The sequence below is a fragment of the Bacillus sp. ILBB4 genome (assembly GCF_035064545.1).
Classification (GTDB): domain Bacteria; phylum Bacillota; class Bacilli; order Bacillales; family Bacillaceae_H; genus Priestia.
Genome location: NZ_JAIQVD010000001.1, coordinates 370,924 through 384,982, shown reverse-complemented (window position 1 = coordinate 384,982; position 14,059 = coordinate 370,924). Strand labels below are relative to the sequence as shown.

The following is a 14,059-nucleotide window of genomic DNA, read 5'->3' as shown; positions in this document are numbered from 1 at the left end:
CAAGGAAGAAAACAGCTGTTTTCTTCCTTGTTTTTTTAGCTATATACTTTTTCACGTGCGTTTGGAGAATCTGTTGAAGCTTTCGAGAAGTTAATGGTTTCACGTACAACGTAAATAGGTCTATTTTTACTTTCATCGTAAATTCTTGCGATGTATTGTCCGACTAGTCCTAAGCCAAGTAGCTGAATACCGCTAAAGAAGGTGATAGCTACCATAATAGAAGTCCAGCCAGGCTGAATGTTTTTACCTATCAGCCAAACAACAATCGAATAACTTAAAACTAAAAGTGATACAAAAACCGATAACCAGCCAATAATCATTACTAAACGCAAAAACTTCGTTGAAAACCCAATAATTCCATCTGAAGCAAACTTGATCATCTTTTTTAAAGGATATTTTGTTTCACCAGCAAAGCGTTCATCGCGCTCATATTCTACATATGTTTGCCTGAAGCCAATCCAAGACATCATTCCTCGTACAAAACGATTGCGTTCAGTCATTTTTTTGAATACATCCGCTACTTTTCGGTCGATAATACGAAAATCTCCCGTGTCTTTAGGGATTTCGATATCGGACATATAATTTAAAAAGCTGTTTGCATCCATACGTATGCGAACAGCTTTTATGTTTTAAACCGATCTTTTAATAAATTCCATAGGGAACTCACTCCGAGACTAATGCTGATCAGAATTCCTGATAGAGCTACTATTAAAGCGATATATTCAAAGATAGAAAACTGCTTCATACTATCCCAATGGATGTTTCCCTTTAGTTTGCTAATAACTAAATTCATTCCGTAAATACCGGAAAGAACCGTGTAAATCGTTAAAATTAATAATAAGTAATTGTGACGCTTGGCTGCGATTTTCTCTTGATTTTGGTACAAAGTACCAAGGGTTTCTTTGACTTCTTGATAAAGAGAATTGATATGAAAGATTTTTTTAAAGAGCTCAGAAAACTCTTGACCTTCTGTGCGAGAGCTAATTTCTAAAAACAAATATTTACCTGAAAACACGGTAATAGAGCGGATTAGTCGTTCAATGCCCTCTGAATTTTTATGAAACGTGAGCTGAGAATATTCATAAGATAGTTTTAGCAACACGATTTTATAGAAAAAATGTAAAAATAAATTATAGTAATGCTGGCCAAATAGATGATTCATCAAAAGCTGATCCGTTTTAGAGTCTGTCGATTTAGAAATACACGAAAACACATGGTCTGTTATGACGTAATAGGTTTCAGGAGCCCATCTGGAGTACACGTGTTTAGTATTATACGTTTTAATATACTCATGATTGTGTGCAGAAATAAACGCTTTCCCGCCAGGCGTATAGCTATTTAGCTGTCCAGTACGAAATAAAGTTGTGGAATTAATCTCTTGCTCTTGATTTACCGTTACATAACTTAACACAAACATCCGTTCATCGATAAAATAAGGAAGGCTCCCAACGTGCTGTTCACGTGTGGCTTCTTTCTTGATGTGTTCGTTCAAAAATGGCGCGAGCTGTGAAAAAATATAATCTTGCACTTTGCTATAGCGATGATGTTCATAGGTAATGGTGGATCCATGCTCTTCAGCAAGCTTCGGTTCTAATACACGAAAATGATTCATGAACTCTAAAATATCATCATAGGTGTAATGATTATGGCTCATCTCAGTGCGAATGGTCATGACGCCAATTTCAAAAGGACATAAAAAAACATCCACAGACAGCACGTTGCTAGACACGGTGGTGGAGGAAGTGTGTAAAGTAATGGTATGGTCTATTTTTTTTGAAAATCTAAGCAACCCTTCTTTTTCGCGCGAGTCAGGGAATAGAATGCATTCAATGTAAGGAAGAAAATATTGATCCAGGCTATCATGAGATACGTAATATTGTTCTCCGTAGTATTCTTTTTCTAAATGTTTGTTTTGAATGGAAAAAAACTCGAACAAATTTGCTTCCAGTACATGAACAAGCTGCTCTTTATTTTTTCGGTCAAAGGAAAAAGGAAAAAGAAACATGTTCATTGCTTTGGTAGGTACAATGGTTTGAAATGGTTCTGTTTTCCTTGGTGTATTGGTCATAAACTACATCCTTTTATAGTTGGTTGTATTTCCTTGTAAGAGTCGAGGAAATGCAGATAGAAAGTAAAGGATAAAACAAGCTTTATAAAAACCGTTCTACCTGCCTGCGATGATTCAACGTATCATTTATAATATGCCAATTTTTTTAGAAAACAAACGTAAAAAAACCAACTAACATCATGATTAGTTGGTTTTACATACAGTGTCTGATTAGTGAATCGTGCGATATACACCAGTTACTTTTCCTAAAATCGTTACGTGGCGAAGAATAATAGGCGCCATCGTTGAATTTTCAGGCTGTAAACGAACGAAATTTTCTTCTTTAAAGAAGCGTTTTACCGTTGCTTCGTTGTCTTCGGTCATAGCGACCACAATATCTCCATTATTAGCTGTTTGCTGCTGACGTACGATTACCATATCGCCATCTAGAATACCTGCTTCAATCATACTTTCTCCCATAATTTCAAGCATAAATACATGATCATCTGGAGAAACGAATTTATCTGGAAGAGGGAAATATTCTTCCACATTTTCAACGGCTGTTATAGGAAGACCCGCTGTTACTTTACCAATAACAGGAACATTAATGACATTGCTTTTAGGGATGTTTACTTCGTCTAGTTGAAGAACTTCGATTGCTCTCGGTTTTGTTGGATCTCTGCGAATTAACCCTTTGCTTTCTAAACGAGCTAAATGCCCGTGTACAGTGGAGCTAGAGGCTAATCCTACCGCTTCCCCAATCTCGCGAACAGAAGGCGGATAACCTTTTAATTTTACCTCGTGCTTAATAAAATCTAGTATGTCTTGTTGACGTTTTGATAGCTTCATATTTTTCACCTCGATTTTAGCTATTCTTTAGGTGAATTATACCACGTGATGTGTCAATATACAAACATAAGTTCGAAGAATTCCATTGACAGAAACAAATGTTCTCACTAAAATAAGAACATATATTCTGATAGGGGGATCATAATATGCAACAATTCTTACATTCTATGAAACATTACGCTATTTTTTTTGCAGTTATCGCTGCACTTACATATGTATTGACGCTGGTTTTAGGAACGGATAAAGTAGATTTAGACAAATATTCAACGGTTACTATTACAAAAGGAGATACGCTTTGGGACTTGTCCAACAAGTATCATAATCACCATCATTTGACCACCAATGAATTTGTCAAATGGGTTGAAGACGTCAATGATTTAAACTCAGACACTGCCCAGTCTTTATCTCCTGGAGATAAATTATATATTCCTGTTTTAAAAAAAGAGTTACATAATCAAGTGGCAATTGAACAGTAGTGTGTAACGGCCGTTCCTGAATATTGTTAGAAGCCGAAAAGGTCGTGATAAAAGTGGATGCCATTATTTATTGCCGTGTCAGTACGGATAAAAAAACCCAAGAAACATCTTTACAGCGCCAGCAAGAAGAATTAAAAAAGCTTGCTGATCTTCACCATCTAAAGGTGAAAAAAGTCGTGATGGAAAAAGCAAGCGGATATGATGTAGACAGAGAGGGTATTTTGGATGTTCTTCATACAATGAAAGAAGAGAAAATATCTGTGCTGCTCATTCAAGACGAAACACGATTAGGCAGAGGAAACGCCCGAATTGCGCTGCTTCATGCTTTTCATAAAGAAAATGCTACAATCTATACGATTAGTCATCAAGGCCAGCTTCAGCTTTCAGAATCTGACTCAATGGTGTTAGATATTATTAGCTTAGTGGAAGAGCATCAGCGGAAATTACATAATGCTAAAATTAAAAGAGGAATGAAAAGAGCCGTAGAAAACGGTTATCGTCCGCAGCAAAATTTAAAAAATCAAGGAGTTAACTCGGGAAGAGAAAAAAAAGAAGCGCCGATTGAAGAAATTGTCCGCCTTCGTCATAACGGCTTAACCTTTGCTGAAATTTCAGTTACGCTAAAAGGTTTTGGTTATAATATTTCAAAAGCGACGGTACATCGTCGCTATCAAGAGTACCAAGACAGTACTCAATCTCTTGATAAAACGAAAGAGATTTAGTAAGATGACTACATGTTGCCGGAACGGTTCGGTAATTTTAATTATTGATTATAAGGAGATAGGTTTTATATGCTATCAAAAGATAAACTTGCTCGTATTAATGCTCTTTCAAAAAAGGCAAAGGCTGAAGGGCTGACAGAATCTGAAGCGAAAGAACAGCAAGAGCTACGTCAGGAATATTTAAAAGTTTTCCGACAATCTATGACAAATCACCTTCATACGATTAAAGTTGTGGACGAAGAAGGTAAAGATGTTACGCCTAAGAAGTTAAAAGAGAGTAAAAAGAAGCGTCTTCACTAAGACGTTCTAGTAAAACTAGAGGGAGAGTTCCCTCTAGTTTTTTGTATATTTTTAATAAGGCACACAAAAACTGTAAAAGTGGAAATTTTTTTGGTTCAAGTATTGTACAAATAAGCAAATCATTAGTATGATAACATATGTACATAGTTTTGAAAGGAATGAAGAGTATGACACAACGTATTGAAGATCTTTCGATTGCAACAATTCGTACTTTATCAATCGATGCGATTGAAAAAGCAAATTCAGGTCACCCAGGTATGCCAATGGGAGCTGCTCCAATGGCATATACATTGTGGACAAAATTTATGAACATCAATCCAAAGAATCCAAACTGGTTCAACCGTGACCGCTTTGTATTATCAGCAGGACACGGATCGGCACTATTATACAGCTTGCTTCATTTAGCTGGATATGACTTATCAATTGAAGACCTTAAAAACTTCCGTCAATGGGGAAGTAAAACACCAGGTCATCCAGAGTTCGGTCATACAGCAGGTGTTGATGCAACAACTGGCCCACTAGGACAAGGTATTGCAATGGCTGTTGGTAAAGCAATGGCAGAACGTCATTTAGCTGAAACATACAACAAAGAAGGTTTAGAAATTGTAGACCACTTTACGTATGGTATTTGTGGTGACGGAGACTTAATGGAAGGTGTATCTGCTGAAGCAGCTTCATTAGCGGCACACTTAAAATTAGGACGTTTAGTTGTTTTATACGATTCAAATGATATTTCTTTAGACGGAGATTTAGATCGCTCGTTCTCTGAGAACGTAGAAGATCGTTTCAAAGCTTACGGATGGCAAGTAATCCGCGTTGAAGACGGCAATGACTTGACAGCGATTGCAAACGCAATTGAAGAAGCAAAAGGCGATTTAACACGCCCAACGCTAATTGAAGTAAAAACAACAATCGGATTTGGTTCTCCAAACCACGCGGGTACTTCTGGCGTGCACGGTTCTCCATTAGGTTCCGATGAAACAAAATTAACAAAAGAAGCTTATGCATGGACATTTGAAGAAGATTTCTATGTGCCAGAAGAAGTGTATGCTCACTTCAAAGCTACAATTGCTGAAGATGGCCAAAAGAAAGAAAACGAATGGAACGATGTATTTGCACAGTATAAAGAAAAATATCCTGAACTAGGTCGTCAATTTGAACTAGCAGTAGAAGGAAAGTTACCGGAAGGCTGGGAAGAAACGCTTCCAGCATACGAAACGGGTTCAAGCCTAGCTAGCCGTGCTTCTTCGGGAGAAGTATTAAACGCAGTAGCACAAGCTGTACCTCAATTCTTCGGCGGTTCAGCTGACTTAGCTGGCTCAAATAAAACAATGATTAAAGGTTCAGAAGACTTCACTGCAGCTGATTACAGCGGACGTAATATCTGGTTCGGTGTACGTGAATTTGCAATGGGAGCTGCATTAAACGGTATGGCTCTACACGGCGGTGTAAAAGTATTCGGAGGAACATTCTTTGTATTCTCTGATTATCTTCGCCCAGCAATTCGCTTAGCAGCTTTAATGAAGCTTCCTGTAACATATGTATTCACACATGACAGTATCGCAGTTGGAGAAGACGGCCCAACACATGAGCCAATTGAACAATTGCCATCACTTCGTGCAATGCCAGGTCTTTCAGTGGTTCGTCCTGCAGATGCAAATGAAACAGCTGCTGCATGGCGCCTAGCATTAGAGTCAACTGACCGCCCAACGGCGCTTGTATTGACTCGTCAAAACTTGCCAACGCTTGAAGGTACAAAAGAAAATGCATACGAAGGCGTGTCTAAAGGTGCGTACGTTGTATCTAAAGCTGGTAAAGACCAAGCGGATGCATTAATACTTGCAACAGGCTCTGAAGTAAGCCTAGCAGTAGAAGCACAAAAAGCATTAGCTGCAGAAGGCATTGACGTATCTGTAGTAAGTATGCCTGCATGGGATCGTTTCGAAGAGCAATCTGCTGAGTACAAAGAAAGTGTTATCCCTAAATCAGTGAAAAAACGTTTAGGTATTGAAATGGCTTCTACACTTGGCTGGGAACGCTATGTTGGAGACGAAGGACAAGTTCTTGGTATTAATCACTTCGGTGCATCTGCTCCTGGTGAAACAATCATGAAAGAATTTGGTTTTACAGTTGAAAATGTAGTAGCAAAAGTGAAAAGCTTGCTTAATGCATAATTCTTTTTCATAAGAAAGAGCAGACTCCTGTGGTCTGCTCTTTTTTTCGACAAAAAAACAAAGGAATTTTTTCATCGATAGACAAGCATTGCGTACACCATTCGGTATAATGGTACAAAAAAGAACGAGCCGAAAGGGAGGATGAATCGTGAGAACGTATGAAGTATATTTAATGGAGGAAGAAGTTGCATCATCCTATTTTCGAAGAGAAAAGCTCATTTATCAGCTGCTGATTGAATATAGAATGAAACGTCACTTGAAGGAAACGCACTTACAAAAACAAGTTCATTACATTACTCGGCAACTGCCCATTTCATTTATTCAACGAGAATTACTTCAGGCGTTTTCTCATTATCCTCATTTTTTTACTCATCAAGAGACGTTTGTGCTGGAATATCCTCATAAAAAAAGTCGAGCATCTATAAAATTAACGAATCGCTGTATAACAATTGAAGGAGATGGCAATGTTGATGCTGAGACAGCTTTTTTTGAAGTATTACGCAAGCTAGATCCTTGTTTTTTAGCAGTGAATTATGGAACGGATGAATACGGCTGGCTGAGGCCTGTGAAAACAAGAAAATTTGTGTAATTATTTAAGGAAATTGGAACGGAAATATTGTATAATAGCGTATGGTCTAGTACACTGTAAGTTAGACAACACGAAGGAGGAAGTAATACCATGGGAATGTATATTCTAGTTGGTGTTCTAGCATTAATTGTTGGGATAGCGCTAGGATTTTTCATTGCTCGTAAATATATGATGAGCTATCTGAAGAAAAATCCACCAATTAATGAACAAATGTTAAAAATGATGATGATGCAAATGGGCATGAAACCATCGCAGAAAAAAATTAACCAAATGATGAAAGCAATGAACGGCCAAATTAAATAATGGTTAATTGGACAGACACTCTCTATTCAGAAGGGTGTCTTTTGTTTTATGATAGATATAAGAAAATGGTTGTGGGGCTAGGAGGATACGATGAAAATTTTTCGAGAGCTATGGTGGTTTTTCAAATAGGAAAAAAAGTCTTACATAACGGGGATAGCGCTGCTCATTATTGTGGCAGCATTAGAACTTCTCCCGCCTAAAATTATTGGTTTAACGGTAGATGGCATTAAAGAAGGGACGCTGAATGGAAAGCGCTTAATGCAGATGGTTAGCATTTTGCTAGGAGCTGCTGTTGTGGCCTATTTCACAAGGTACATATGGCGTATTATGATATTTGGTTCATCTGTTAAACTAGCCAAGCAGCTGAGAAATACCCTCTACACTCATTTTACCAAGATGAATCAGGCCTTTTATCAGCGGCGGCGAATTGGGGATTTGATGGCCCATGCAACAAACGATATTCAAGCTATTCAACAAACTGCGGGTTCGGGCGTTCTGACGCTTGTGGATTCGATTGTCACAGGAGGGCTTGTTCTATGCACAATGGCCCTTACAATCAGCTGGAAATTAACGCTTATTTGCCTTATTCCTATGCCGCTTATGGCCGTTTTAACAAGTTACTATGGTACATTGCTTCATGCGCGGTTTCATCACGCACAAGCAGCATTTTCTACTTTAAATGATAAGGTTCAAGAAAGCATTAGCGGAATTAAAGTCATTAAGACGTTTGGGGAAGAAGCAGCTGATGTCGAAGAATTTCGCATTAAGTCTGCAGATGTTGTCCAAAAGAACATGAAAGTAGCCCGAGTAGATGCATTGTTTGATCCGACCATTTCGATTATTGTAGCACTTTCTTTTTTACTTGCTCTTATTTTTGGCAGCAAGATGGTTATTAATGAAGAGTTAACACTGGGGCAGCTTGTTACCTTTACAACTTATTTGGGCCTTCTTATTTGGCCGATGCTCGCGTTTGGCTGGCTATTTAACATTGTGGAACGAGGAAGAGCATCATATGACAGGGTATTTTCTTTATTAAAAGAAGAAAATTCGATTGAAGAAGCAGCGCATCCTAGTGTTGAAATGCCAACAGGAAATATTGAAGCTGTTATTCATAGGTTTTCGTATGTTAAAGAAGACGAATATACGTTAAACGAAATTTATTTTACACTTTCTCGCGGTCAAACGTTAGGTATTGTCGGAAAGACGGGTGCTGGGAAAACCACGCTTTTAAAGCTGCTGCTTCGTGAATTTGATGTAAGCGACGGAGCTGTTTTATGGGGAGGAAAAGACATTAAAGACTATGCTTTTGATTCATTGTACAAAAGCATTGGATATGTTCCTCAAGATCACTTTTTGTTTTCAACAACAGTTGCTGATAATATCGCGTTTGGAAAAAGAGAAGCAAGCAATCAAGAAATTAAAGAATCGGCTAAAGTTGCCAATGTACATAGAGACATCCTCGATTTTACAGATGGCTATCAAACAATAGTAGGTGAAAAAGGCGTTTCGTTATCGGGTGGACAAAAACAGCGTATCTCGATTGCAAGAGCTCTTCTATTAGATCCTGAGCTTTTAATTTTAGACGACTCGCTATCAGCGGTAGATGGAAAAACGGAAGCGGGTATTTTACAAGCGCTGAAGCAGAAACGTCAAAATCGAACAACGATTATTACAGCGCATCGACTGAGCTCGGTTACTCATGCAGACCTGATTCTTGTACTTGATAAAGGGAAAATTATTCAGCGAGGAACTCATGAGGAACTGCTTAGCGTGAGCGGATGGTACCAGGATATGTACGATAGACAGCAGCTTGAACGTGCGGTAGAAGAAGGAGAGACGAAAAATGAAAATTGAGCATTCTTCGGTACATAAACGTCTGTTTCGCTATACAATTCCGCATAAAAAATCATTTTTTTTAGCGTTCACACTATTATTAATTGCTACGGCTGCGGATTTATTAGGGCCCATTTTGATTAAAATTTTTATTGACGATTATTTAACTCCTAAGTACTTGCCTCTTCAGCCTCTTGTGTGGCTTGCGAGCAGTTATTTGCTTTTACAGCTTTTAAAAATTGTTGTTCAATACTTTCAGCTTCTGCAGTTTCAAAAAATTGCGCTTCAAATTATTCAGCAGATTCGAATTGACGTTTTTTCTCATGTTCATCGCCTGGCTCTTCGCTTTTTTGACAACACGCCAACGGGAAGCCTGGTATCTCGAATTACAAATGACACGGAAGCCATGAAAGAAATGTTTGTGGAAGTCATCGCGGTTTTTATTCAAAATGGGGTATTTTTGATCGGTATTTTTATAGCCATGTTTATGCTAGATGTGAAGCTGGCTTTTTATTGTTTAGTTCTTCTCCCGTTCATTTGGGGAATTATGAAGCTTTATCAGCATTACAGCGCTATTTACTATGGACAGCTCCGAGAAAAGCTAAGTCAATTAAATGCCAAGCTTCATGAGTCTTTGCAAGGCATGTCTATTATTCAGTTATTTCGTCAAGAAAAGCGGCTGCGCTCGGAATTTGAAGAAATTAATGATGAGCATTATAAAGCGGGTATGCGCAATATTAAGTTAGATGGTTTGCTGCTGAGGCCGGCAGTCGAAATACTTTACATTTTAGCCGTTGTTCTTGTACTCAGTTATTTTGGTATTTCCGTAGCTGACAGCCCTGTTAAAATTGGTGTTCTTTACGCGTTTATCAACTACTTGGATCGTTTTTTTGAACCTGTTAATGAAATGATGCAGCGTCTTTCTATGTATCAGCAAGCGATGGTATCAGCCTCTCGGGTATTTGACTTGATGGATGAAAAAGAAAAAAATCCAGTCATGACAGGAGAACAAAAGCAGGGGGTACAAAAAGGAACGGTAGAATTCAGAAACGTAACGTTTTCCTATGATGGTGTTCGAGATGTGCTTTCTGATATATCATTTACGGTAAACGAAGGAGAAACAGTGGCTTTAGTAGGCCATACTGGAAGCGGGAAAAGCTCCATCATTAATTTATTAATGCGTTTTTATGAGCAGCAAAAAGGAGACATTTTGATCGATAATAAACCGCTATCGTCTTTTTCAAATAAACAGCTTCGAGATGAGGTAGGGCTGGTGCTGCAAGATGCCTTTTTATTTGCCGATACTGTAAAGCGAAATATTACGCTGCATGAAGACCATTTTTCTGATGAGCAAGTAAAAGCAGCGGCGAAATTTGTGCAAGCTCACGCATTTATCGAAGCACTTCCTAATAAGTATAATGAAGTGCTAGTGGAAAGAGGTTCGACTTTATCAAGCGGTCAGCGCCAGCTCTTAGCATTTGCAAGAACGGTGATTCGAAACCCTAAAATCCTTATTCTTGATGAAGCAACAGCGCACATTGATACAGAAACGGAAGAAGCGATTCAAGAGGTGTTAAGAGATATGGGAAAAGGCCGCACAACGATTGCGATTGCTCATCGCTTATCGACCATTCAACACGCCGACTGTATTTTAGTATTGCATAAAGGAAAAATCGTCGAAAAAGGAACGCACGCTGAACTGCTAAACAAATGCGGTTTGTACTATAATATGTATCAGCTTCAGCACAGTGAAAAAGAAGAGAATTTCAGCAAAGAAACAGGAGTAAAAGAGATTTATACAGAATTGATAGAGTGAAGGTGAAAAAAGAAACAACCTTCATGAAGAGGTTGTTTCTGTTGTTTGAGTAGGGAATTCATTGTAAACGTTTAATAAATGATCTAATTCTTGACTATGTTTAATAGCAGGTGGAGAGTTTAATCCACTTACTCGGACTATGCGGATGAGTTCTTCTCGTTTCTTTTCAATCGCTAATAGAATATCTTTTTTGGCCAATGCTATGTATCCCTTCTAACAAGTCGTTTACCTAATTATACAAGATAATGGTACTATTTGAAAGAAGTGAGATAAGACAATTTGGTTACAAAATGGTAACGAAAAAGAACAAAAAGAACAAAAAAAGGGAAGTGGAAAATGTGGGAGATTTAAATTTGTTTTTGGCATTTGGCGCGGGGTTTTTATCGTTTATTTCACCCTGCTGTTTGCCTTTGTACCCAGCTTTTTTATCGTACATAACGGGAGTGTCAGTTAGCGAGCTAAAGGAAGGCGCTAAGTCACATCAGCGCAAAGCTTTTATTCACACAGCTTTTTTTCTATTGGGGTTTTCTGTTATTTTCATTATGATTGGCTTTGCCACTTCTTTTATTGGTCAGTGGTTTTTTAACTATAAGGATTTAATTCGGCAGATTGGCGCTATTCTTATTATTTTCTTTGGTCTAGTTGTACTAGGGATTTTTAAGCCTCGAATTCTTATGCAGGAACACAAGCTTAAATTCGCAAATAAGCCGGCTGGACTCTTAGGTTCTTCTTTTATTGGTATGGCTTTTGCTGCCGGCTGGACTCCGTGTACGGGCCCTATTTTAGTATCGGTTATGGCGCTTGCAGCGACAAACCCAGGCTCCGGTCTTTTGTACATGATAACTTATTCACTTGGATTTTCTATTCCATTTTTTATTATGACGTTTTTTATTGGGAAAATGAACTGGTTAAAAAAACATATGAATTCCATGATGAAAGTTGGCGGATACGCAATGATTGGAATGGGATTTATTTTGTATTTTGACTGGATGACAAAAATTATTATTTATACAACGAGCGTATTCGGAGGGTTTACGGGCTTCTGAAAAGGGAAAGTGATACAAAAAGAATCTGGGAATTGGCAGATTCTTTTTATTTTTTAAAAGACAAAATAGTTACTTTCGCTCTTAGGAAATAAGCACAAATATGATGTGAAAAAATATATAGAAAAAATTTATTTTTACTATATCTTCTATAAATACGGAGTGATACAATAAAATCGTCATATTTTTAATTGTTAAAAAGAGGTGTATAAATTGAAAGATATTTTGTTAATCTTGCTTTTGCAACTGATCTATGTACCGATCTTGACGCTGCGCACAATTTTTTTAGTCAAAGGTATGAGTATGTATGCCTCGGTTTTTGGATTTGTTGAAGCGTTAATTTATGTATTCGGCTTATCCCTGGTATTTTCAGGAGATCAAAGCACGCTTGCTATGGTTGTATATGCAGTTGGGTTTGGAGTGGGAATTATCCTTGGAAGTTATATCGAATCTAGACTTGCTATCGGATATACAACATTCTTAGTTAACCTTATGACCAAAAATGAAGAGTTGATTAACCGCCTTCGACAGGAAGGTTTTGGTGTTACTGTTTACCAAGGAGAAGGAAGAGACAGTGCACGCTATAGATTAGACATTTTAACAAAAAGAAGTAGAGAAGAAGAGCTATTAGCATTCATTGAAGAATATGAGCCTCGTGCTTTCATTATTTCATACGAGCCGCGTAAATTTAAAGGCGGGTTCTTACTAAAAGCAATGAAAAAGCAAAAACAAAAGCAAAAAGCAAAAGCAAATATCACCTCTACTAAATAAAAACAGAAGAGATCCTCTTCTGTTTTTTTGTTGCACTTTTACTTCTGATGTTTTTTGGATTATAATATAAGTAAACACTAAACTATAGTAAAGGAAGGATTTCATTGGTTATTGCTTCAACACTTGTCGCAATTTTTATGGCTTCTTTCATATTAGTTGTTCGAATGAAAGCTGCTGATAAACCAACGAATGCAAAAAAAATTATACTTCCGCCTTTTTTTATGAGTACGGGAGCGTTAATGTTTATCTTTCCAATGTTTCGAGTAACGGGTGCAGAACTGCTTGAGGCGTTAATAGCAGGCATGATTTTCTCAATCCTGTTAATTAAAACGTCTAAATTTGAAATTCGTGACGATCATATTTACTTGAAGCGTTCAAAAGCTTTTGCATTCATTATTATTGGTTTGCTTATTATTCGAATTGCAATGAAAATATATTTAAGTTCTTCAATTGATGTTGGCCAGCTTGGCGGTATGTTCTGGATCTTAGCATTTGGTATGATTGTACCTTGGCGCATTGCTATGTACACATCGTACAAAAAGCTCGAACGAAAGCTGCATAATGATCGTCTTGCTAATACAACGATATTAAACTAAAAAAGGTGGCTACGCAGCCACCTTTTTTGATTTAAAATAAATGCTGATAGGGGACGGCATCTATTTTTTGCTTTTTTAATGTTTTTAATAAAAATTTATGATCACGTTTAGGCGTAGCTAAAATGTATCCACGTACGATTAAGTCTTCCGTTATAGAGGCTGCTTGTTCCTCAATTGCGAGTTCCCCAATTTTTCCCGCGATTTTTTGTTTGGCTACATCGCGAAATAGTTCAGGTACTGGTTCAACAAGAACGTTTAATAGCTGCTTTTGATCCGCTGACCAAAGGTGGACGGTTTTGGAAAGATAGTGATCTTGCCAATCAAGCTCAGACATGCCGTCTTCTTTTGGTAAGCGCTTTAAAAATTTCCTGAACATAAAAAATCCGCCGATAGCAAACATGCTCATTAAAAAGACAACCCAAAATAAAATAACCCATAAAAACCAGCCCTCTAGCATATTTTTCACTCCCTTATAAAGAGGTTAAACACAACATTACTATATTTATACATTTATTATAAAAGCTTTGTTCCTTTTATGGC

The 14,059-nt window shown here is 37.6% G+C and carries 15 protein-coding genes and 1 pseudogene; 11 read left to right on the top strand and 5 right to left on the bottom strand.

Annotated elements, in window-relative coordinates:
- Nucleotides 1-35: 35 nt before the first annotated feature.
- From LAV82_RS02175 to lexA, 3 genes and pseudogenes are all read right to left on the bottom strand, one after another.
- Nucleotides 36-590: pseudogene (locus tag LAV82_RS02175) on the bottom strand (glycosyltransferase); the annotation flags it as partial.
- A gap of 32 nt (nucleotides 591-622) precedes the next feature.
- The gene (locus LAV82_RS02170) at nucleotides 623-2,068 is read right to left on the bottom strand and encodes a hypothetical protein (protein WP_499715589.1); all 1,446 of its coding nucleotides are present in this window, start codon (nucleotides 2,066-2,068) and stop codon (nucleotides 623-625) included.
- Nucleotides 2,069-2,278: 210 nt separating this feature from the next.
- A complete protein-coding gene (gene lexA, locus LAV82_RS02165) occupies nucleotides 2,279-2,896 on the bottom strand; it encodes a transcriptional repressor LexA (RefSeq protein WP_013058778.1) in 618 nt (205 codons plus the stop codon).
- Nucleotides 2,897-3,042: 146 nt separating this feature from the next.
- Between lexA and yneA the strand changes: the two genes are divergently transcribed.
- The 8 genes from yneA (at nucleotide 3,043) to LAV82_RS02125 (ending at nucleotide 11,109) form a co-directional block, all read left to right on the top strand.
- Nucleotides 3,043-3,372, top strand: a complete 330-nt coding sequence (gene yneA / locus LAV82_RS02160) for a cell division suppressor protein YneA (RefSeq protein ID WP_499715586.1) — start codon at nucleotides 3,043-3,045, stop codon at nucleotides 3,370-3,372.
- A gap of 53 nt (nucleotides 3,373-3,425) precedes the next feature.
- Nucleotides 3,426-4,094 carry a YneB family resolvase-like protein gene (locus LAV82_RS02155; protein WP_057273926.1) on the top strand — a complete coding sequence of 223 codons (669 nt, stop codon included), beginning with the start codon at nucleotides 3,426-3,428 and terminating at the stop codon, nucleotides 4,092-4,094.
- Nucleotides 4,095-4,163: 69 nt separating this feature from the next.
- Nucleotides 4,164-4,394: a DUF896 domain-containing protein gene (locus LAV82_RS02150; RefSeq protein WP_013058775.1), complete on the top strand. Its 231-nt coding sequence runs from the start codon at nucleotides 4,164-4,166 to the stop codon at nucleotides 4,392-4,394.
- A 167-nt stretch (nucleotides 4,395-4,561) separates the two neighbouring features.
- A complete protein-coding gene (gene tkt, locus LAV82_RS02145) occupies nucleotides 4,562-6,568 on the top strand; it encodes a transketolase (RefSeq protein WP_013058774.1) in 2,007 nt (668 codons plus the stop codon).
- 148 nt (nucleotides 6,569-6,716) lie between these two features.
- Nucleotides 6,717-7,157 carry a sporulation inhibitor of replication protein SirA gene (gene sirA / locus LAV82_RS02140; RefSeq protein ID WP_029320661.1) on the top strand — a complete coding sequence of 147 codons (441 nt, stop codon included), beginning with the start codon at nucleotides 6,717-6,719 and terminating at the stop codon, nucleotides 7,155-7,157.
- 90 nt (nucleotides 7,158-7,247) lie between these two features.
- Nucleotides 7,248-7,460, top strand: coding sequence for a YneF family protein (locus LAV82_RS02135; RefSeq protein ID WP_013058772.1), 213 nt, complete (start codon nucleotides 7,248-7,250; stop codon nucleotides 7,458-7,460).
- Between the two features lie 144 nt (nucleotides 7,461-7,604).
- Nucleotides 7,605-9,314 (top strand): ABC transporter transmembrane domain-containing protein, encoded by a 1,710-nt coding sequence (locus tag LAV82_RS02130; protein WP_499715737.1) that lies wholly within the window; start codon nucleotides 7,605-7,607, stop codon nucleotides 9,312-9,314.
- Nucleotides 9,304-11,109, top strand: a complete 1,806-nt coding sequence (locus tag LAV82_RS02125) for an ABC transporter ATP-binding protein (protein ID WP_211077420.1) — start codon at nucleotides 9,304-9,306, stop codon at nucleotides 11,107-11,109. The genes LAV82_RS02130 and LAV82_RS02125 overlap by 11 nt, the downstream gene beginning before the upstream one ends.
- 21 nt (nucleotides 11,110-11,130) lie before the next feature.
- On the opposite strand, the gene LAV82_RS02120 is transcribed toward LAV82_RS02125, so the two are convergent.
- Nucleotides 11,131-11,307, bottom strand: coding sequence for an aspartyl-phosphate phosphatase Spo0E family protein (locus LAV82_RS02120; protein WP_013058769.1), 177 nt, complete (start codon nucleotides 11,305-11,307; stop codon nucleotides 11,131-11,133).
- Nucleotides 11,308-11,447: 140 nt separating this feature from the next.
- Here LAV82_RS02120 and LAV82_RS02115 point away from each other — a divergent pair, with 140 nt between their 5' ends.
- From LAV82_RS02115 to LAV82_RS02105, 3 genes are all read left to right on the top strand, one after another.
- Nucleotides 11,448-12,155, top strand: coding sequence for a cytochrome c biogenesis CcdA family protein (locus LAV82_RS02115; RefSeq protein ID WP_013058768.1), 708 nt, complete (start codon nucleotides 11,448-11,450; stop codon nucleotides 12,153-12,155).
- Nucleotides 12,156-12,365: 210 nt separating this feature from the next.
- Complete coding sequence (locus tag LAV82_RS02110; protein ID WP_211077421.1) at nucleotides 12,366-12,923, top strand: DUF2179 domain-containing protein; 558 nt, start codon at nucleotides 12,366-12,368, stop codon at nucleotides 12,921-12,923.
- A 104-nt stretch (nucleotides 12,924-13,027) separates the two neighbouring features.
- Nucleotides 13,028-13,519 (top strand): CcdC family protein, encoded by a 492-nt coding sequence (locus LAV82_RS02105; protein ID WP_013058766.1) that lies wholly within the window; start codon nucleotides 13,028-13,030, stop codon nucleotides 13,517-13,519.
- A 31-nt stretch (nucleotides 13,520-13,550) separates the two neighbouring features.
- Here LAV82_RS02105 and LAV82_RS02100 read toward each other — a convergent pair whose 3' ends face one another.
- Nucleotides 13,551-13,976, bottom strand: a complete 426-nt coding sequence (locus LAV82_RS02100) for a DUF2621 domain-containing protein (protein WP_013058765.1) — start codon at nucleotides 13,974-13,976, stop codon at nucleotides 13,551-13,553.
- Nucleotides 13,977-14,059 lie beyond the last annotated feature (83 nt).

Bases quoted from the DNA above. Each gene is read 5' to 3' on its own strand.
- LAV82_RS02170 (WP_499715589.1), bottom strand. From the start codon at position 2,068: ATGACCAATACACCAAGGAAAACAGAACCATTTCAAACCATTGTACCT.
- lexA (WP_013058778.1), bottom strand. From the start codon at position 2,896: ATGAAGCTATCAAAACGTCAACAAGACATACTAGATTTTATTAAGCAC.
- yneA (WP_499715586.1), top strand. From the start codon at position 3,043: ATGCAACAATTCTTACATTCTATGAAACATTACGCTATTTTTTTTGCA.
- LAV82_RS02150 (WP_013058775.1), top strand. From the start codon at position 4,164: ATGCTATCAAAAGATAAACTTGCTCGTATTAATGCTCTTTCAAAAAAG.
- tkt (WP_013058774.1), top strand. From the start codon at position 4,562: ATGACACAACGTATTGAAGATCTTTCGATTGCAACAATTCGTACTTTA.
- LAV82_RS02135 (WP_013058772.1), top strand. From the start codon at position 7,248: ATGGGAATGTATATTCTAGTTGGTGTTCTAGCATTAATTGTTGGGATA.
- LAV82_RS02125 (WP_211077420.1), top strand. From the start codon at position 9,304: ATGAAAATTGAGCATTCTTCGGTACATAAACGTCTGTTTCGCTATACA.
- LAV82_RS02100 (WP_013058765.1), bottom strand. From the start codon at position 13,976: ATGCTAGAGGGCTGGTTTTTATGGGTTATTTTATTTTGGGTTGTCTTT.